Here is a 20,469-nt window from a genome sequence, read left to right on the forward strand (position 1 = left end):
ATAATGAGGCTTTATCTTTGTAACGCCTAATTAATTCCAAACACTGACTCGACAGTTGACTTAATCGAATCTCTTGCATCCTTCAAGGTTTGGCTAATAGGATGTTTTGCCTGTAAAAAGGCGCGGGCACAATTGCGTCCCGGCATTCCTGAAATCGAACCACCTGGATGAGTGCCAGCACCAGTCAAAAATAGATTATCAATTGGCGTTTTATAGTTGGCTATTTCTGGTAAGGGACGGAAAAATATCATCTGATCTAAAGTCATGTCAACATGGTAATAATTCCCTTTGTAAGCACCTAATCTTTCTCCTAGTTCTGCTGGACTTTCTACCCGACGGGCGATAGTTGCACTTTTGACATTTGGTGCATAGTCTGCCAACTTATCAACCACTCTATCTGCAACTTTGTTTTTCAATTCATCTGTCCAGCCAGTACCTTTTAAACCAGTGCCTTCTGCACCAGCAATTTGATAAGGGGCAAAATACTCAATCCATACAGTGTGCTTACCTGGTGGTGCTAATGTTGGATCTAAATAACTAGGCATCACCACATACATTGATGGGTCAGCATCAGGAATCTCTCCCAAAGTACATTTACTATGAGCCTGTTCTACATGAGCCACGGAATCGGCAATCAAGATAGAACCGACGAGATATTCATCTTTGTGAGCGTGGTGTGGAAAATGCAGTGGTTCATCTAAAGCCAAATCTATCTTGAGGATGGTTTCGTTGTTATTAACGATGCGGCGTTCTAATCTTTCCCATAAATCTGGGTCGGCTCCATCAACATCGCTTTTATCAGTCATTTGTAAGAACAATCGCTTGGCATCAATATTAGATATAACCCCGTATTTGGCGCGATATTCTTTACCACCAGCAACCCGCACACCAACAGCTTTGCCATCATCAATTAAAACTTTTTCAACGTGCTGGTCTGTGAGAATAACGCCACCTTTACTTGTGACTAAATTCACTAAAGCTTGCACTAATGCACCAGTTCCACCGCGAGGTCTGGCCATGCCAGGGTTATGACGCATCGCCATCATAATTGCACCAATGGCAAGGGTTTTTTGCGATGGTGGCGCACCAAGTTCTGATGCTAATCTTGCTAGTGGTGCTTTCAGAAATTCTTCATCAAACCACTCGTTAAGTAAATCTTCAGCGCTGGTTAACATGGTGCGAATAAAGTCCAGCGTTTTGTTTGGAGAACCAATAACTGAAAATAAATCTTTGAATTTTTTGATATCGTAGTTGCCAACGATATCTATAATTGACTTTGGCGGTGCATTAAACATCGGAATCATTGCACCGATTGCTCGTTGCCAAAAGTCTACAAATTCTGCGTATTTTTTGGCATCACGTTCATTATAACGAGCAATTTCTGCACAAGTTTTTTCTAGCGACTTATGCCCTAAGAAATACTTGCCATCAGGATGAGGACAAAAAACAACTGGATCGCACTCCAAATAATGCAAGCCATATTTTTCTAGTTCTAATTCTTCAACAACCGGCCCCAAATGAATAAATTCATGGTCAATAGCGCACAAGTTAAATTTAAATCCGGGAGCCTCTTGTGGTAGACATTCTTCAGTTGTTGCTGCACCACCTGGAACAGAACGCTTTTCCAATAACAGGACGCTATAACCAGCTTTCAACAAGTAAGCCGCACAAACTAACCCATTGTGTCCAGCACCGATCAGCACAACATCATACTCTTGCATAGTTGGAATTTAGAAATAAGTAGCTTTCTAAATAGTAGAAACCTTTTATTACTTTTACATCATCCTTCGGTAACAAAAATTATCTTTAACTAAAGTCAATTCTACTAAGAAGATGGTAAAATTGACGATGATGGTATTTGCCTCACTTGAGTTTCTACCATCAGTATTAAACTACCAATTTCTACTGTTATATCTTTAATATGAAACACCATATCTTCCCATTTAAAATATGGTATATTCATAAACTCTTTTGCTTTCTGCATTAAAGCTGTAACTAATTCTATAGAAATTCCTCCTCCCTCAGTGCAGTTAAAACTTTCCAGCATCGCGGGTTGTGAACTAGTTCGTGTACGTGCGATCGCAGTGTAAGCCAAAGGGCGAGTATTTCCCCTCTCTTTTAACAGCACTCTTCCCTTACATTCTATTTTCCCATCACCAGGTAAAAATATTTCAATTTTTTGGGCCTCAAAACTCACAATTTTGCCATCTACATCCAAATCAAAATTTTGCATCTGGCTGCTAACAAAGTCTGATGCCAAGGTGCGGTTAATATCGGTTTCCGTAAGTATAATGCGAGCTATGGTATTGACTGGTTCATTGAGTTCTATTTGACCCAAAAGAGCGCTGAAAGGATTGATGGAAATACTATCTGTTTGCAGTTGTATTTCTTGTACGCGAATATCTTCTTGGATTACTAATCCTTGTCCTACAACCGAAACTCTATCGGCTTGTCCCTGAACTATTTTCAACAGATCGGTTTGTACATCTATTTCTATTTTTTCCGCGTCATCTAGCTTTTCAGATATTCTTCTTTCAGCTTCCTGGGATAAAAATTTTTCCTCCAACCGATGCTCATCAGGCATGAATTAGTAATCTCCTAAATGTCCTCTTACTAGTTACTGTAAAGGCTATATGCTAAGGAGCGGATCTGTATTTAGGTATATGCAAATCGGAAGATTGATTAATCAACTAGAAAGTATTGTTTGTCTTTTAAATTTTGCCTTTTTAGTAACAACCATTTTTACACCGCCGCTAGGGACAATTGTAATACCACGACGGACTGGATGCACTGGACGTTTATCAGTAAGGCTTAATTCAAAGCGAGATAATATTATGGCTGTTACTAATTTTAGTTCATACATAGAAAATGCTGCACCAATGCAACCGCGATAACCTCCACCAAAGGGTAAATATTCGTAAGGCGAAAATTTTTGGTTGAGGAATCTTTCTGGACGAAACTGTTCTGGTTCTGAGTAAGTGTCTGTTCGGCGATGTGCTAAATGAATACATGGAACTAAAACTGTTTCTGATGTAAATTTATGCCCCATAATTTCCACTGGTTCTTTTACCATTCGTGGTGTGCAAATTAAAGCAATAGGATGAATTCGCAGTGTTTCTTGACAGACGGCGGTGAGATAAGGTAATTGTGTAATCGCTTCAGGATTTGTGAGATTATCCAAGGTATTTAGTTCTTGTATTAGCCGATGTTTAACCTCTGGGTGAGAGTGAATTAAATAAAATATCCAGGCTAATACACCAGATGTAGTTTCATAACCTAACAGCAATAATGAAACTAGTTGATCGCGTAATTCCTGATCTGTCATCTGTTGGCCATTTACGTCATGCGCTGACATCAGCATACTGAGAATATCTGTACGCATAGCATCATTTTGCCAACGTCTTTCAGCAATTTCTGCATAGATAAGTTTGTCAATTTGCTCTCGTCTTTTTAAGAAAATTCCCCAAGGACTCCATGCGCCTAAATCTTTTTGCAGCGAAGGAAAGAAAAACAAGCTGGAATACCAAGGTTTAGTTATGTCTTCTAATAAAGAACTCAATTGTTCTTTTAATTGTTGGTAACGCACACCATGAGTAATACCAAACACCACTTGTAAGATAATTTCTAAAGTGATATTTGACATTAATTTGTGTATACAAATATCTGTGCCTGATGTCAAACTTTGTGTAAGTTCTTCAGTAATTTGGCAAATTGCTTGTCCATAAGATTTTAAATTATCGCCATGAAATGCTGGTAGTAATAGCTGCCGTTGCTGTTGGTGCGAGCGCGCTTCTTGAAATACAATAGAATTCTCTCCAAATAAGGGTTTAAACACATGGGTTGCTTTCTTAAAATCTAACTTGTGTGCAGGGATGGCAAAACAATCACTAATTGCTTGGGGATGGCTAAAAAATACTATTGGTGGCGACTTTAAACCCATTACCCGCATTGTGAAAATATCACCGTACTTCGCAGCATAATTTTCTAAAGTTTTTGTGGGTTGAGCAATTAATTGCAGAGTTTGTAGCAACGCTGGTGTGGTTAGACTATCAAGAGTTTTCATTGTTTATTCGATACTTTTAGGGTTTAGTAAGCTGCAAATAATTCAATACGCTTGAGGTAATTCTAAATCCTCTCTAAGCTTAATTTTTAATTAGGGAATTAGAGCATACCTTTTTAATACTTTGGGGAGATGTTCAGTAGTGAATTACCGCTAAGTGAATTATGCTGACGAATCATCAACATGAATTTTTACAAAGATAATAATAATATTTTTTACCAAATTTTTAGAGGTATTTATAGAAAAAGCTCACTCAATTATTTTGGGATGTATCCACCAAAAGTACGTCTTTTGGTGATGTCAAAATGTTTGATATTACTGTATGAACTCAGTTGCAATATATTAAAATCCCCCATAAATCTCCTTAAAAGAGGACTATGAGGGATTATTTAAAAGCTTTGAAAATCTATCTAAATATATAGATCAAAGTTGAAGGTTCCCTGAACGCAACCATCAAACCCCTCAATATCAAACAGTGGTTGTCTGTAGAATAGGAGACTTCACCTGACGTTGGCTGGTGACAACCATCTGGATTGGACGATCTTGACCTGTCACTAAACCACGGCGTTTAGGTCGCACGTCACCATTGTCAACTAGTTCTAATTCGCGGGTGGAAAGGATTTTGGCGAGTGCTAGCTTCATTTCCAACTGGGCAAATGCTAGACCAATACAGCGTCTTGCACCACCCCCAAAAGGTAAATATTCATAGGGAGAAAATTGCCGTTCTAAAAAGCGTTCTGGTTTAAACTGCTTAGGTTCGGGGTATAAATCTTCTCGGTGGTGGGTCAAGTAAATTGAACCAATAACACCTATACCTGGTTCAAGTTCGTAGCCACCCAAAGATAGAGGTGTTCTGACTACTCTGGCAAAGGTGAGCATCGCTACTGGGTAAATTCGCAAAGTTTCGGAACAAACAGCGTTGAGGTAGGGTAATTTAAAAATGGTGCCAGGATCTGGGTTATCACCCAAGCTATCTAGTTCTTGCAGTAACTTTTGGCGTACTGATGGTATTTTTTGAATCCAGTAAAATGCCCATGCTAAGGCTGTTGCTGTGGTTTCATGGCCTGCGACCAACAGAGTCATTAATTCATCGCGTAACTCTTCATCAGTCATTGCTTGACCTGCTTCATCCCTAGCTGCCATGAGTAAGCTGAGGATATCTGTGCGTGATGGGTCTGGTTGTTCTTGACGTTCTCGAATTTCTTCGTATATCAGTTTGTCAGCTGCCTGCTGTCGGCGCATCTGCTTTCCCCAGAAATTAATCGGGCCAAAATCCCTTTGCAAAGCTGGAAAATAAAGCAAAGCGGCACTCAACACAGAACTTCCTTTTTCCAGCATTTCAGCCAAACAATGCTGTAATTTTTCGGCGCGTGGGCCTTCATCTAGCCCAAACACAGCTTGCATTATCACTCGCAGGGTAATAGCTTGGGTAACAGACCGGATATTGAAGGGTTGCCCTATCTGGTATTGGCTAATGACTTTCTCGGTAATATCACTAATTATTTGACTATAGCTTCGCATTCTTTCACCGTGAAAAGGTGGCAATAATAACTGCCGTTGGCGTTGGTGTTCCGCACCACTGATGGTAATCACAGAATGCTTACCAAGCAAAGATTCAAACACCGCATTTGTATCACCAGGTGCTTCTAACCCCTTGGTATCGTTTGTCAAAATCTGCTCTAGCACTTCAGGTTTACTGACAAATATCAGTGGCGGAGATTTGCTGTCTAACCTGATGGTGAACATATCCCCATATCTTTTGGCACAAGTTTCCATAAATGACATGGGGCTAGTAATCCAGCGTAGCATCTGTAAAACTGCTGGGCTTTGCGGGCCGTTTGGTAATTTCATAAAATTCTTTTGTTACTTTATGTCTTGTTCTTACTTTAACTAACTGCAACTTATAAATTTCTGTTGATTGGAGTTACTTATACTGAGGGTACAAAAAAGCAATAAACTGTTACAGCCTGAAAGATGTAAAATTTTTGTTAAATTCAACGAGCATCTACAGTTTCATCTCATCGTCACAAGGTACTCAGCATGACTGCAATCTCCACAAAAGCATCTTCAGCGCTTCCCAATTTTTCTGAAGGAATTCAATATTTTGGTGAAGCGTTACCAGATTTTGAAACTCATGGTGCAACACCTGCTATCGAGTCGGGCAAAATAGCGATCGCATCTCCAACAGATAAAGCAGCTGTATATCAAACTTTACTAGCTGCTGATGCCCTACGCTACCTGACTTTGCAAGTTACCGCTAGTAAGGCTTCTGGGCATCCCGGCGGATTCGCCAGCCAAGCAGAAGCTTACGCATCTCTTGTCATGCTGGGATACAAGAACATTATTACTGAAGTGGGACACCACGCCCCCGGATTTTATAGTGCCATGTTCTTGGATCGTTCGCTAGAGGACATGGGAATTTTTACAGTCCAACAATTGCGTGATCGCTTCCGAGAAAAGCATGGACTTTTAGGACACCTTTCTGGTTTTATTCCCGGTATTCTTGCACCTGCGGGGCCTTTGGGACAAGGGCAACACTTTGCAATGGCAGCTGCACTGTTGCACAAAGATAAGTTGTTCCCCTTTACGGTTGGTGATGGTGGATTGGGTGAGCCTTATATTGTAAGTGCGATCGCACATTTCCATACAGCTTATCCTGCTGCCACCAACTTCTTACCAGTGTTGGTGTGGAACGGTTACAGCCAAGAACATCACAGCATGGTTTCCCTAAAAACCAACGAACAGATGCAGGCATATTGGCAAGGTAACGGTTTTGATGAAGTGGTGTTAGTGGATGCCAAAGATTTCGACGATCAAAACCAGTCAGGGGATTACGTTGATAGTACTGCCTTTTCCTTCGAGAAACGCCTAGCATTCACTCAAGCAGTACTTTCGGGTGTAGATAAAGCAGCGCGATCGGCGTTGGGTGGTAAACTTACCGTCTTCATTATTAAACAACTCAAAGGTGCAGGAGTCCACGCACGGGGTGCAAAATCTCACAACTTGTATCCTAAAGATACGCTGGATGCGCCGCATATTGTCAGTGCATTGCAAACCCGTGCTTTGTCTGCGGAAGCTTGGCAATTAGTCAGAACAAATGCCGAACGCGCCGGTGGTGGCCCAGCAGCAAAAACTGTGGTAACAGAATTTGAATTTCCATTACCAGAATTAGGCGAATTACCCTTAGAAGAATATGCCGTTGGTGGCGAACCAAAAGTTTCCACAACAGCAATGGGACGATTGGTAGGAATAGTTGGAAATAAAGATCGGAATTTTCTTGTCACCAACGCCGATGGTAACGAAGCATCTGGAATTGCTAATATCAACCAAGCATTAAAGATTATCCACCCCACAACCGACGATTTATATAACCAAGCACCAAATGGACAAGTTTATGAACCATTGAGTGAAGATGCTTGTGCCGGTTTAGCTGCGGGTTTAGCGTTAATGGGTGCGAGAACTTTGTGGTGTTCTTACGAATCTTTTGCCATCAACGGATTACCAATTTGGCAAACTGTAACCCAAGCAATGGCAGAATTGCGCCGTCAAACTCCCTCCACTATTACTTTATTCACAGCAGGCGCATTAGAGCAAGGGCGCAACGGTTGGACTCACCAACGTCCAGAAATTGAAGCTTACTTTGCTTCGTTGATGCGAAATGGTAATGTTTTCCCATTATTTCCGCCTGATGCTAATAGTATTCAAGCCTGTTATGACTGGGCATTGAAAACGAAGAATAAGGGAATTGTGATTACAGCTAGTAAGTCGCCATTGCCAATTCGCACAACTTTAGAACAAACTCATCAAGGGTTGCGCGATGGTGCTGTGCTATTGCATGAAGTTGCTGGTGATAAACAAGTTGTATTTGCTGTAATTGGCGATTTAACATTAATACCAGTATTTGAAGCTGCTGCTTTCTTAGAAACTGAAGGTATTGGTGCGAAGATTGTTTCTGTGATCAATCCTCGGCAATTGTACCGTAGCCATGATACTGCTTGGGATACTTGTTCTGAACCCGAAGGCGGTTTCTTAGATGATGCAGCATTTGCCGAATTATTTGATGGCGATGCGCTAATTGCGGTGACTGGTGGTGCTGCGGGAATGCTAGAACCTATTCTGTTACGGAGTACAGCCAAGCGCGACACCTTTGCTTGGAAGCGTGGCGAAACTACCGCGAGTGCTGGTGAGTTGATGGCATTTAATGGATTGACTGCTGAAGCTTTAACAAAACGTGCGATCGCGTTAGTCCATTAAATGATATTGCATAAATGCGGGATGATTTTATTGAATTTTCTTTTGCGTGAGACATTCATCCCTAAATTCAGCAACGCCCATTAAATAAAGCTGGAATTGTTCCTACTTTTATCGCATTTATACGTATAGAAACGCTGAAATTGCGTCGGAATGCGTATATTTGCGTTTTTTTATTGAAGAGAACTTAGCAAGCAGGAAAAATGGGAGTAGATTTGCTGAAATTATTTGACAAAAGCTGGTTTTGATGTCACAAAAGCTAGTTTTAAAGTCACAAAAGCTAGTTTTAAAGTCACAAAAGCTGGTTTTGATGTCGCAAAAGCTAGTTTTGATGTCGCAAAAGCTGGTTTTGAAGTCAGAAACTTAGTTTACAAGTCACAAAACTTGATTTTTGTAGCTAGGACGAAGGGTGATATTTTTATCTGGAAGCGTGGGGAATGTGGAGACTTGAGTAAAAGTGCGATCGGGTTAGTGCATTCAGTAAGGTTGTGTAACTAGAAAAGTCTGAATTTCTAACAGCATATGCACGCAGATAAACGCAAATAGATTAGCAGTTCAATACGTGTATATCCTGTTTTGATTGTAATTATTTTTTTGTATATTTTTAATATGTAAATAATCCCCAAAGTATTTTATGTATAAGATAGAGGTCAAGATTGATGGGCAATTTATCAATAACTTTTCTAATGGATCTATCTATGATTTGGTTTTTCTTGACTTAGAATTTTGGCCGGATTATTTACATGTACAGGGAAAAGCAGTACAAAAAATATATGGATATACCATTACTCGGCTTCTCAAAGCAAGTAAGCAACAATATATAAAAGTTAAGTTTTTAGAATTTGAATCTGAGGAAAATCAACTTGTTGAGGAAATCATAAAAGATATTGAAAGATTGAAAAATAAAATATTTATTGGCTTCAATATAAAAGATAGTGATCTAATAACGTTGAGAAATAGATCAAAAGCTCTAGCCATACATTCAAACGTTAATGAAATAAAGTTATTTGATTTTAGAGATTATTCACAATTATATGGCTATAAAGGTTTAAATGGTTTGTTTGAACACCTTGAAATTAAAGTAAATAAAAAGATTGGCGGTAGTTATTTTCGTAAGAATCCCAGAAAAGTATTTTTACGAAAAAGCGGTTGGATAGATATTTTATTAAATATGTTTGAGTATTGTTTAAAAGATGCCGCAGGTTATTTTGAAATTGTGTCAAATTGGAATCAAAAAAATCCTCTAATAACTGAAGATTTGATTAAAAGTGAATCATTAAATTACTCTGAGCTAGAGAAGAAACCATCAGTCACACTAATACAGCAGGATACAGAAATATTTTCTATGCAAAACTTCCAAGCTTCATCAGATCAGCTTCTAAGTAGTTTGACAGTCGCAGATTTTGAAGCTTTAATCGTCAAAATTGTTCAGAAAACTTTTAAAGAAGAGATGCAGAAGTTAAAACATGAGCATTTACCAGATCAAATAACACAGATTAATCATTCACTAAAGCTTTTTCTATAAATATTTGCATATATTTTAAAATATAAAACTTTATTCAACTGTATACCTTTATAAATTATAAATTTATCAGATGCGATCGCTTGAAAAGCAGTCTATAATAAGGTCATACTATTTTCCTCAATCTTAGAAGTTAATTATGCTTATAAAATTTGAAGAAATATATAAAGATATTGATACTTTAGCAGAAGAAGCTCAAATATTACTACTTGATTTTATTCAGTTACTCAAAAAGCGGTATCCTCAATCAGAATCAGAAAATCATAGTCAAGAAAAAAGTCTCTATGATAAATTTGATGAAATTGGATTAATTGGTTGTTGTTCTGTTGACAAAAATTTATCAACAACCTACAAAGTAGTTTTATCTAATACATTAGATAATAAATATGCTCATCGTTATTCTGGTATATCACTAGTCAGAATAACCCTATCAAGTTCTTGAATCATCGCTGTTAATCTTATAACCTCAGCAAATTATAATGTACTTAAGATTTTACATAAGGATGGAACCATGACTAACATTCAAAAGATGGTTCGCTTAAACTTAGATTTGTCACCTGAACTAAACCAGATACTAGACGAACTAGCAAATAAAACAGGTACAAATAAAAGTGATGTTCTGCGTCAGGCTATAACCTTGATGCAAATTATGGTTATAGCTAAAGAGGAAACCAAAAAATTAGGAGTTCCAGAAGCAAATCAATTGATAGTGAATGAAATTATCCTCTCATCTGAACAGCAGCCAAAACCTCATCCACTAGACACATTTATGAAAAGGTTCGGACCTTGGGAAGATGAACGTACTGCTGAGGAAATAGTCAAAGACATTTATGATAGCCGGACTATTTCTAACAATGACATTAGTCTATGATTTATTTACTAGATACCGATACTTGTAGTTATTGGATTAAAGATATTAATTCAGTCAGAACTAAAGTTAGAGAAATAGGATGGGAGCAAATTTATATTTGTAGCATCACGGTTGCTGAGTTGTATTTTGGTGCTTATAATTCTCAATGAGTAGTGGAAAATTTAACTCGTGCAGAAGAATTTATTCAAAACTTACCCGTTCTACCTCTAACTAATCCTGCTCTGAGAAAGTATGGTGAATTAAAGGCAGAACTCCGTAGAATAGGACAAATAATTGCTAAATTTGATTTATTAATTGCTAGTGTTGCACTTGCAGAAGATTACCCTTTAGTCACAAACAATACTCGTCACTACGAACGCATCAATGGATTAAAATTGGAAAACTGGATTCTGCCTTAAAAACTTAGCAAAAGTAGGCATATTAACTATGACTCCACAAACCCTAGATAAAATCACCAGCCTCCAAGAACAGAGATTTCTTTTACCTGGACATTACACTTGGGAAGAATTTGAGGAACTTGAAGCCTTAACAGCAGATGCGCCAGGTTTGCGGATATCTTATCTTGATGGGTGTGTAGAATTTATGACTCTTGGTGAACAACATGAGATGCTAAAAAAAGTAATCGCTATATTGCTGGAAGCTTACTTTTTTGAGAAAGGTATAAATTTTATCCCTGTAGGTAGTGCTACTCGTCGCGCTAAAGAAAAGGGTGCTTCATTTGAACCTGATGAATCTTATTATATAGGGCAGAAAAAAGAAAATCCTGATTTAGCAATTGAAGTAAATATTACCAGTGGCAGCATAGATAAATTAGAAAAGTATAAGCGTTTTAACATTAATGAAGTTTGGTTTTGGGAAAATAATCAGTTATCTGTATATCATCTCAATAATGATAACTATGAGCAAATTATTCAAAGTCAATTACTACCAGAACTAGATATAAGTTTGTTAGAAAGTTGCGTTTTAATGCCTTCAATAATTGAAGCAAGGACAGAGTTTATCAAAAAAATTCGACAGTAATATTTTAATTATTGGTATCTAAATAGCATGACAGATAGAACAGATTTATCAAAAATAATTGCCAGTACAGACGACAATCCACTAATTTTATCACCTGAAAGTTTGCCGTCACAAGAAGACGTAGAACTTGAGCGAAAGCTGAGAGAACTTAAATTTAAACAAGAATTAAGAAAAGATTGGATTTTATTTATCGTCAGGGATGTAGTAATTTTTCCTGCGGCTATGCTTTTTATTTTTGCTGCTAGTGGTTATTCCCTATTTCTTCATATTCATGGGTAACTTACTCTGAGTACAATTTTTAATCAACCACAGAGGCGCAGAGTACACAGAGAAAAGAGAATTTGTTGACTTTGAACAAGGGGGGAATCCCCTTGTTTTAATATTTTGCCACGCTTTTGATGATTTATTTTTCTGGTGGCAAATCTACACTGTAAACTGTCTCCCCAGCCAAGTTACGCAATGTTACAGTCATTACCTTTGTATAAGCATCAATTTTGACTCCTCCAAAGAATTGCAAACCTTCACTTGGGGGACGATTTGCTTTTGTACCTGGAGGAAGACTTTGAAATATCAATTGGGGGCCAAAGGTATTTTCTAGTTGGTTTGGTCCAAATGTGCCAGAGTTCAGAGGCCCGGCAACAAACTCCCAAAAAGGCTTAAAGTCTGTAAACTGTGCTTTGCTGGGGTCATAATAGTGAGCTGCTGCATAATGTACATCAGCAGTTAACCAAACAACATTCTGGATATTCTTATTTTTGATAAATCTGAGTAAATCTGCAAGTTCCAGTTCTCTTCCCAAAGCCGGGCCATCTCCATTAGCCCAAGCTTCAAAGTTGGTGCTACCATCTCTAACAATCAATCCCAGAGGCATATCACTAGCAATCACTTTCCATGTTGCTTTTGATGACAGCAATTGCCTTTTTAACCATTGTATTTGTGTTCTACCCGTAAATTCTGTGTCTTTACTTGGTAATGGCTGATTATTAGGGCTATTCGGCCCCCGATAGGTGCGCTCATCCAGCATAAAAATGTCTAATAATGGGCCATGCTTAAAGGAGCGATAAATTCTCGTTTTGTCTGGCTCATTGTTTGTATACCCAATAGGCAGATATTCCAAAAATGCTTGCCTTGCTCTTTGAGCTAGCAAGTTAACATCTTTAACTGTATAACGGTCATCGTTGAGGATAATTTGTCCAGGATACCAATTGTTTCTTGTTTCGTGGTCGTCCCACTGTGCCAATATCGGAACTTCAGCGTTGAAACGCTTAATGTTTTCATCCAGCAAATTGTAAATATAGTTGCCACGAAATTCTGTAAGAGTTTCTGCTACTTTTGATTTTTCTGGTGTAGTGATGTTTTTCCAGATTGTGCCGTCGTCTAGCTTTACTTCTGATTGAATGGGGCCATCGGCATAAATATTATCGCCAGAGTGAATGAAAAAGTCTGGATTAAGTTGACGCATGGTTTCGTAAATTTTCATTCCACCAAAATCAGGATTAATTCCCCATCCCTGACCGGCGGTGTCGCCACCCCAAACAAAGAATATATCTCGCCCTAATTTGGGGGGAGTTCGGAAAGAGCCTTTGACAGGAGCGCTGTAAGTGCCTTTATAATCTAAGTCTTGGAAGATTACCCGATAAAATAATTGTTGGTCTGGTGGCAGGTTTCTCAGATAAAGTCGTGCTGTAAAGTCGCTATTTTGTAAAGCATTGGGCCCGACAACTCGCTGCACATTTTTAAAAGATTCGCTGGTAGAGTATTCTACGATCATTTTGGCGGGGCGATCGCAACGACTCCAAATGACAATACTATCGTTAGAAATATCTCCGCTAGCTACGCCATAAGGTATAGCAGGACGCATTTTATCTGAGGTGATAATTGCAGGTGCTTCAGCAAAAACTTGTGATTTTGATACAAAATTGGTGGATATAATCCCACCTGCCGTAATCGCTGAACTTAGCAAAAACTGGCGACGGTTTAGCCTCAATGAGTTATGAGATTCCATATTAAATAATGGCAATTTTAAAAAGTATTACAAAATAAGCTTTTACCACTTTTTTTATAATAAAAAGTAAAGATTTAGTTATCTAAGGGTTAATAAAATTGTTTAATGTGTCTCTTACAGATAAAGTACCTGAGTCTACAAGATTAGGTGGTACCCTTATTGCTAGTGGTCTTGGTTTAATATTAAATAGAAAGAGAACATCAATAAAAAGGTTAAAATATAACCTTTTTATTAAGTGAATATTTTGATATAATTTGCAGCTCAAAAGATGCTTATAGCGCTTAACACATTGCTATAAAAATGGTGTGTTATTGCTTTAGACTAACGTATCCTAATTAAAATTTACCTGAGAAATAGCCCCTAATGATAAGCCGATAAATGTCTACGCTTTCATAAAAGTATTAGATTTGCTGAGGTACTCTATATTCCCACATCTACACTGTGAATTTTGGTTAGCAATCTGGGAAAGATAAGTTTATAACGATTGATGAATTTTGAAATTATAGAGACGGGTATTCATAATGTTGCCAGAAATATTACCTCAACAGTCAAGACATGAGAGTATATCGACTATTCGTAGTACAACAAATACTGATGAGTCAAATTTGCGATTAGAGTCAACGTTACAAGAATTACTCTCTTGGCAAGTTCATATTGAAATAGAGTTTCCAGGGAATGATTTAGTTACGCTCTTTAAGCAAGAGCCTTTATTACCAGGAATTATCCTCAATAACAATCAAGAGTATGTAGGGATGATTTCACGGCGGAAATTTTTTGAGTATATGAGTTACCCCTACAGTTTGGCTTTATTTTCTACAAAACCGATTAAAATTCTTTACAAGTTTTTCCAGACAGAGATATTAGCCATTTCTGAGGATACGTCTATTGTTAAAGCAACTGAGATAACTTTGCAACGACCACCTCAAATTGCATACGAGCCAATTTTGATTAAAACTACATGTGGAAAATATAAGCTGGTCGATTTTCATCAATTACTCTTAGCCTACTCCCAAATTCATGTATTAACACTCGTTCAGCTACAACAGGTAGAGGAACAATCTAGAGTTGCTAAAGCAGGCTTTCGCGATCTTCAGCAAAACTATACGCGGTTAATTCAGAATGAGAAAATGGCTGCATTAGGACAACTTGTTGCTGGTATTGCACACGAAATCAACAATCCTGTCAACTTTATTGCTGGGAACCTTGTTCACGCCATCGAATATAGTCAAAACCTGCTCAATATTATTAGATTGTACCAACAATCTTATCCTGAACCAGAAACGGAAATTAAAACTGCGATCGCACAAATTGAACTGGATTTTTTAACTACCGATCTCCCCCGTCTTCTCACTTCTATGCAGGTTGGTACCAAACGAATCGAGCAAATCATTCTTTCTTTACGAAATTTTTCTCGTCTTGATGAATCTGAGAAAAAATTAGTTGATATCCATGAAGGTATTGATAGTACGCTAATAATCTTACAAAGTCGTCTTCAAAATAACCAAATAGGTGAAAACATCAACATAATTAAAGAATACGGCGAGCTTCCCCAAGTAGAGTGCTACGCTGGGTTACTCAATCAGGTATTTATGAATATTTTGGCGAATGCTATTGATGCTATAGAAGAGTCATTTGTCATTAGTCATTTGTCATCGGTAAGGGATAAAGGAAAAATTTGTATTCGGACTCAACTCACTGATGACAATCAAGTAATTATTCGCATTTCCGATAATGGCCCGGGAATTCCAGAGAGTTTGCAAAAGCAATTATTTGATCCCTTTTTTACTACTAAACCCGTTGGGAAAGGAACTGGATTAGGTTTATCTATTAGTTATCAAATTGTTGTGGAAAAACACGGTGGTCATCTGCAATGTATATCAACTTTTGGCAAAGGGACTGAGTTTATTATTGAAATTCCGATTCACCTAAATTCTGAGCTTGTTTAGAAAAACAAACAATAACCAAAGAAGAGACATTCTTAGTCAGTTTTTCTTTATTTAGATATTGAATTCTAACTATAAGTCCCTGCTGTTTCACTTGTTACTGTAACAGGCTCTGACACGATATCATCTATTTTATTAAACTCTCCAGCCCGCCAGCTATCTGTTGTATCCTTAATAAAACTAGCAATAGGAATTGCAATTAATAAACCCAGCACCCCTCCTAACTTTGCCCCCAACAACAAAGAAATCACTACCCACACGGGATTTAAACCAGTTAAATTACCAAGAATTCGAGGTGCAACAAAATTAGAATTAACTTGGTCGATTGCAACGGCTATACCTAATACTTCAACTCCTAACCAAAAGTTTTGCAATGCCACCAAAAGGCTTACTATGGCAATGCCGAATCCTGTACCAAAGGGGAAGAGAGAAAATAAACCAATCCCGATGCCAAAAAGTAAAGCCAAGGGAACTCGCAGCGTCAAAAATGCCAGTGTAATTGTAACCCCCAATACGGCTCCCAATGTTGCTTGACCGATAAAGTAATTGTGGAAGTCTTCTCGCAGTAATTCTCGCAATCTTAACCCAATGTTATGGGGAAACCACTGAAATATTCCATCCCAAAGACGTTCGCCATTTAATATTAGATAGACAGTTAGCACTACCGCCAGCAACACATTGAGAACAATACCAATGGTATCAACGGCAAAACCAAGAATTCTACCAGTGAAAGACTGAAGTTGGTTAGATAATCGTTCCAGAACTTGGGTAAATAACCCACTTAAATTAATGGGAAGCTGTTGCTGACTTAACGCCCAATCCTGGAAAGTTTGGAGTTGCTGAGTACCAGAATCAATCCAACTTGGCAAAATATTGGCTAGCTCAACGAGTTGTTGGATAATTAGGGGAACTAAGGTAATGCCTAAAGCTACTAAAACCACTAGAGTTAAAAGCAACACTCCTGCGATCGCTAGGTTACGTTTTACCCCTTGTTCTTGCAAAAACTGGATTGGATAGTTCAAGACAAAAGCCAGTAGAATGGCGGCGGCAATAATGCTGATCAATGGCTGAAAATACTGCACCACCTGGAGCAATAGCCAACCGTTAAGAATAATAATCGGAAATGCCAATCCTATAGTTAACCATCGCGGTAGTTTGTTTGCTGATTGCATTAGTGATGACTCCACAAGAGTTATAACTTTATTTTGGCTTCTAGGAGAGGAGGCAGGGGGGCAGGGGGCAGAGGGGCAGAGGGGCAGGGAGCAGGGGAGCATGGGGCAGGGGAGCAGGGAGCATGGGAGATGAGGGAGACAAGGAGATAAACAAAACTCCTAACTCTTAACTCAGCACTCAGCACTCAGCACTCCTAACGCCCAATTCCCATTAAGATTGATTTCTCTCCATAAAATCCAACATAATTTGCCGATGTGTATTCCCCAAAGGGCGTACTTCGCGGGCGTTTTGCGAATAACAGTTACCTTGGTGAATATCTTCTGGGGTCAATAATCCCATATCCCAACCTTCATTTAAAACCAGTTGATTTAATTCCACCAATAATGGTGCATGAAAGACATGACGGACAACTCTTTCGTCGGTATAACAGCCAAATTCCCCAAAGGGTGGTAATTCATAGCCGATTTCTTCTAAAATTTCTCGCTTCACTGCGACATCTGGCGTTTCACCAGGTTCGATATGACCGCCAAATAGCGCCCAGTAACCAGGGTAGAGAATACCGGGGATGTTGTCGCGTAGTTGCATGAGAAACTTGTTTTCTTGATAGAGAATTGCGATCGCTACATGCACCGGTTGATTGTTCATATATTATTAATTTTTAATTGCTGATTACTCTTCTTCTAGATAAACTTCCCCCAATTCTTTACCACCTAAAGGGATGCTTTGGTAGCGAATTTTACCCTTAATCACCACTTGCGCTCCCTTCGCTAGATTTTTTTGATTGGTGATAACCCAAATTTTGCCAGTCGAGTCATTAATTTGATATGCCCATTGCTTCATCAGAGGAGCTTGTTTTTCCACCTGACCTTGGATGTAAACTGTAGCCCGATTGTCTTGTTCTGGTTTAATTTCTCGAATTGGCGTGACATTGCTACCAATTTGGAAATTAGTCCCATTCAAGCCTGATGAGGTTAAACTACCACAACTACAAAGTCCTACCACCAATAAAAAAATCAACCCCAGACGGTAAGAAACAATACTATGCGCGGATAAGAACGAAAGGGACAAATTTCTTGTTTGTTGCATGAAAGCCACTGATTGAGCAAATTTTTGCTTCACTGCTTGCTTTGTCGCCAGTTTCATTAGGTCAGTTCCCATCTATAATATTCTTTCTCTGTGGTTTCAGAAACACGCTCTCAACTGAGCAAAAAATGTTCTGAATTTCAGCCTGCAATTCTTTATTCTTCAGATAAAGCCGTTGATCTGAGAAAATAAGCATTATGAATTGACTGTGAGAGAAACGCTACGACATCAAGCAGATACACAATAATAGTTAAAAGTCAATAGACAATATTTTTACTCTAGACTTTGGACAAAAAGCGAATTAATTTATAGTTGGGAATTTTCATGGAAACAAAAACTGCCAAACTTCTTGATGGGAAAGCTTTAGCTGCAAAAATTCAGCAAGAACTTTCTGTAGCCATTACACAATTACAACCAGAAATTGGACGACCCCCTGGTTTAGCAGTGTTGATGGTTGGCGACAACCCAGCGTCAGCTGCTTATGTCCGCAATAAAGAAAAAGCCTGTGCAAAAGTTGGCATCGCCTCTTTTGGTAAGCATTTTCCTGCCGAAACTACCTTTGGGGAGTTACAAGAAGTCATTGCTGCACTAAACCACGATGAACGGGTGGATGGAATTCTTGTGCAGCTGCCCTTACCTAAGCACTTGGATGGTGTGGCTCTGCTACATCAAATTGATCCCGATAAAGATGCTGATGGACTGCACCCAGTTAACTTAGGGCGACTAGTACGGGGAGAAATCGGTTTACGCAGCTGCACCCCGGATGGTGTGATGCGGCTTTTGCAAGAATATGAGATTCCATTGCAAGGAAAACAGGCAGTAGTGGTGGGACGGAGTATTTTGGTGGGTAAACCTATGGCGCTGATGCTACTAGAAGCTGATGCTACAGTGACGATCGCTCACTCGCGATCGCATGACCTCAAAAGCATCACCCAAAATGCTGATATTCTAATTGCAGCAGCAGGTCGTCCCGGACTCATCACTGCTGATATGGTAAAACCAGGTGCTGTTGTGGTAGATGTGGGAATGAATCGTGTCACCGATGCTAGTGGCAAAAGTCGCTTAATTGGCGATGTTGACTTTGAATCAACTGCTGGTGTAGCAGGATTTATCACCCCCGTTCCTGGTGGTGTTGGCCCTATGACTGTTGCCATATTGTTACAAAATACCTTCACCAGCTATTCCAGAGCAGCAAGAAAATGAAAGAGAGTGATGAGTTAAAAGTTAAGAATTATTAATCCTAACTCTTGTACAGACGCGATTAATCGCGTCTCAACTCCTAACTCCTAATTCCTAACTCATAATTGTGAACTCTTCATTTTTTCAGCCCCACAGCACCTTAAAATTGTGACGTATAAGACAAAAATCCCAAAGTGTCAGGAATTGAAGAATGGTAGCAACTGATAACGTTCAAAAGACACCACCAGAGGAAGCCACATTTAACTTAGTAGCCTATCTCAAAGAGCGACAAAAGCTTTGTGATAATGCTTTAGATCAGGCTATCCCCATCATTTATCCAGAAAAGATTTATGAGGCGATGCGCTACTCGTTATTAGCTGGCGGCAAGCGTGTACGTCCCATTCTTTGCCTTGCTACCTGTGAAATGATGGGTGGCACTATCGAAATGGCTATGCCAACAGCTTGTGCTGTGGAGATGATCCACACAATGTCTTTGATTCATGACGATCTCCCAGCGATGGATAATGACGATTACCGTCGGGGAAAGCTGACAAATCATAAAGTCTATGGCGAAGATGTGGCGATTTTGGCTGGAGACGGCTTGTTAGCACTCGCTTTTGAGTTAGTTGCCCTTAAAACCCCCCAAAGCGTTAACAGAGAGCTAACCTTGCAGGTAATTGTTCGTCTTGGCCGGGCGCTGGGGGCAGCTGGTTTGGTCGGTGGTCAAGTTGTCGATTTGGAGTGTGAGGGGAAATCAGATATTTCTCTAGAAACGCTAAATTTCATTCATAGACACAAAACATCCGCCCTTTTGGAAGCTTGCGTAGTTTCTGGCGGGATCATCGCTGGGGCATCAACTGAAGACGTGCAGCGACTGACCCGTTATGCTGAAAATATTGGGCTAGCATTCCAAATCATAGATGATATTCTGGATATCACTTCTACAAAAGAGCAATTAGGTAAAACGGCTGGTAAAGACCAACAAGCGAAGAAAGTGACCTATCCTAGCCTTTGGGGACTTGAAGAATCGCGCTTAAAAGCCCAAGAGCTAGTTAAAGTAGCTTGTGCAGAATTAGAACCATTTGGAGACAGAGCCAAGCCACTCCAAGCGATCGCTCATTTTATTACTAGCCGCAATAACTAGCAACGCTTTGCGGGATTCTAAATTCTTATACCGTAAGGATTTCATTGATTGGGAATGGGTGGTTTCTTTACACGATACTGTACTACTACCGCCCAGCAGAATTGAAAATTCAAAATTCAAAAAGCTTATTTAATCAGCTTTTAGACAATTTTGAATAATTGATCTGTTTCCGCCATCATGTACTAGGTTAATTTTGGATTTTGGGTTGAATCTAAATG

Annotated in this window: 20 protein-coding genes; 12 read left to right on the forward strand and 8 right to left on the reverse strand. The window is 39.1% G+C overall.

All coding sequences use genetic code 11. From position 1 onward, the window contains the following. Positions 1–26: 26 nt before the first annotated feature. The 4 genes from crtO to ACFFRD_RS34040 all read right to left on the reverse strand — a co-directional run bounded on the left by crtO (position 27) and on the right by ACFFRD_RS34040 (position 5,911). Complete coding sequence (crtO, locus tag ACFFRD_RS34025; protein ID WP_114081230.1) at positions 27–1,721, reverse strand: beta-carotene ketolase CrtO; 1,695 nt, start codon at positions 1,719–1,721, stop codon at positions 27–29. A gap of 104 nt (positions 1,722–1,825) precedes the next feature. After that, entirely contained in the window at positions 1,826–2,584 is a 759-nt protein-coding gene (locus ACFFRD_RS34030; protein WP_392480257.1) for a DUF2993 domain-containing protein, read from the reverse strand. 102 nt (positions 2,585–2,686) lie between these two features. After that, positions 2,687–4,063 carry a cytochrome P450 gene (locus ACFFRD_RS34035; protein WP_392480259.1) on the reverse strand — a complete coding sequence of 459 codons (1,377 nt, stop codon included), beginning with the start codon at positions 4,061–4,063 and terminating at the stop codon, positions 2,687–2,689. A gap of 465 nt (positions 4,064–4,528) precedes the next feature. After that, the gene (locus ACFFRD_RS34040; protein ID WP_392480261.1) at positions 4,529–5,911 is read right to left on the reverse strand and encodes a cytochrome P450; all 1,383 of its coding nucleotides are present in this window, start codon (positions 5,909–5,911) and stop codon (positions 4,529–4,531) included. A gap of 189 nt (positions 5,912–6,100) precedes the next feature. Here ACFFRD_RS34040 and ACFFRD_RS34045 point away from each other — a divergent pair, with 189 nt between their 5' ends. The 8 genes from ACFFRD_RS34045 to ACFFRD_RS34080 all read left to right on the forward strand — a co-directional run bounded on the left by ACFFRD_RS34045 (position 6,101) and on the right by ACFFRD_RS34080 (position 12,003). Further along, a complete protein-coding gene (locus ACFFRD_RS34045; protein WP_392480263.1) occupies positions 6,101–8,314 on the forward strand; it encodes a phosphoketolase in 2,214 nt (737 codons plus the stop codon). Positions 8,315–8,539: 225 nt separating this feature from the next. Then, positions 8,540–8,809, forward strand: coding sequence for a hypothetical protein (locus ACFFRD_RS34050; protein ID WP_392480265.1), 270 nt, complete (start codon positions 8,540–8,542; stop codon positions 8,807–8,809). A 136-nt stretch (positions 8,810–8,945) separates the two neighbouring features. Beyond that, complete coding sequence (locus tag ACFFRD_RS34055; protein WP_392480266.1) at positions 8,946–9,836, forward strand: hypothetical protein; 891 nt, start codon at positions 8,946–8,948, stop codon at positions 9,834–9,836. A gap of 136 nt (positions 9,837–9,972) precedes the next feature. Then, entirely contained in the window at positions 9,973–10,275 is a 303-nt protein-coding gene (locus tag ACFFRD_RS34060) for a DUF2281 domain-containing protein (RefSeq protein WP_392480268.1), read from the forward strand. A gap of 69 nt (positions 10,276–10,344) precedes the next feature. Next, a complete protein-coding gene (locus ACFFRD_RS34065; RefSeq protein WP_392480271.1) occupies positions 10,345–10,704 on the forward strand; it encodes a ribbon-helix-helix protein, CopG family in 360 nt (119 codons plus the stop codon). Positions 10,705–10,856: 152 nt separating this feature from the next. Beyond that, positions 10,857–11,102, forward strand: a complete 246-nt coding sequence (locus tag ACFFRD_RS34070) for a PIN domain-containing protein (RefSeq protein WP_392480273.1) — start codon at positions 10,857–10,859, stop codon at positions 11,100–11,102. Between the two features lie 28 nt (positions 11,103–11,130). After that, entirely contained in the window at positions 11,131–11,724 is a 594-nt protein-coding gene (locus ACFFRD_RS34075; RefSeq protein WP_392480274.1) for a Uma2 family endonuclease, read from the forward strand. Positions 11,725–11,751: 27 nt separating this feature from the next. After that, positions 11,752–12,003 (forward strand): hypothetical protein, encoded by a 252-nt coding sequence (locus ACFFRD_RS34080; protein ID WP_392480275.1) that lies wholly within the window; start codon positions 11,752–11,754, stop codon positions 12,001–12,003. A gap of 124 nt (positions 12,004–12,127) precedes the next feature. Here the strand turns inward: ACFFRD_RS34080 and ACFFRD_RS34085 are convergent, their stop codons facing one another. Beyond that, a complete protein-coding gene (locus ACFFRD_RS34085; RefSeq protein WP_392480277.1) occupies positions 12,128–13,729 on the reverse strand; it encodes an alkaline phosphatase D family protein in 1,602 nt (533 codons plus the stop codon). A 107-nt stretch (positions 13,730–13,836) separates the two neighbouring features. Here ACFFRD_RS34085 and ACFFRD_RS34090 point away from each other — a divergent pair, with 107 nt between their 5' ends. Then, positions 13,837–13,968, forward strand: coding sequence for a PEP-CTERM sorting domain-containing protein (locus ACFFRD_RS34090; protein WP_392480278.1), 132 nt, complete (start codon positions 13,837–13,839; stop codon positions 13,966–13,968). Between the two features lie 282 nt (positions 13,969–14,250). Continuing rightward, positions 14,251–15,675: a sensor histidine kinase gene (locus tag ACFFRD_RS34095; protein WP_392480280.1), complete on the forward strand. Its 1,425-nt coding sequence runs from the start codon at positions 14,251–14,253 to the stop codon at positions 15,673–15,675. A gap of 65 nt (positions 15,676–15,740) precedes the next feature. Here the strand turns inward: ACFFRD_RS34095 and ACFFRD_RS34100 are convergent, their stop codons facing one another. From ACFFRD_RS34100 to ACFFRD_RS34110, 3 genes are all read right to left on the reverse strand, one after another. Further along, positions 15,741–16,844, reverse strand: a complete 1,104-nt coding sequence (locus tag ACFFRD_RS34100; RefSeq protein WP_335040836.1) for an AI-2E family transporter — start codon at positions 16,842–16,844, stop codon at positions 15,741–15,743. A 211-nt stretch (positions 16,845–17,055) separates the two neighbouring features. Further along, a complete protein-coding gene (locus tag ACFFRD_RS34105; protein ID WP_392480282.1) occupies positions 17,056–17,490 on the reverse strand; it encodes an NUDIX domain-containing protein in 435 nt (144 codons plus the stop codon). A gap of 24 nt (positions 17,491–17,514) precedes the next feature. Continuing rightward, complete coding sequence (locus ACFFRD_RS34110) at positions 17,515–18,003, reverse strand: hypothetical protein (RefSeq protein WP_392480283.1); 489 nt, start codon at positions 18,001–18,003, stop codon at positions 17,515–17,517. Between the two features lie 249 nt (positions 18,004–18,252). Between ACFFRD_RS34110 and folD the strand changes: the two genes are divergently transcribed. Together folD and crtE are read left to right on the forward strand one after the other, a co-directional pair. Further along, the gene (gene folD, locus ACFFRD_RS34115) at positions 18,253–19,131 is read left to right on the forward strand and encodes a bifunctional methylenetetrahydrofolate dehydrogenase/methenyltetrahydrofolate cyclohydrolase FolD (RefSeq protein ID WP_392480284.1); all 879 of its coding nucleotides are present in this window, start codon (positions 18,253–18,255) and stop codon (positions 19,129–19,131) included. A gap of 187 nt (positions 19,132–19,318) precedes the next feature. Next, complete coding sequence (gene crtE, locus ACFFRD_RS34120) at positions 19,319–20,251, forward strand: geranylgeranyl diphosphate synthase CrtE (RefSeq protein ID WP_114084695.1); 933 nt, start codon at positions 19,319–19,321, stop codon at positions 20,249–20,251. Positions 20,252–20,469: the final 218 nt, after the last annotated feature.

The organism is Nostoc sp. C110 (genome assembly GCF_043099725.1).
Classification (GTDB): Bacteria; Cyanobacteriota; Cyanobacteriia; order Cyanobacteriales; family Nostocaceae; genus Nostoc; species Nostoc muscorum_A.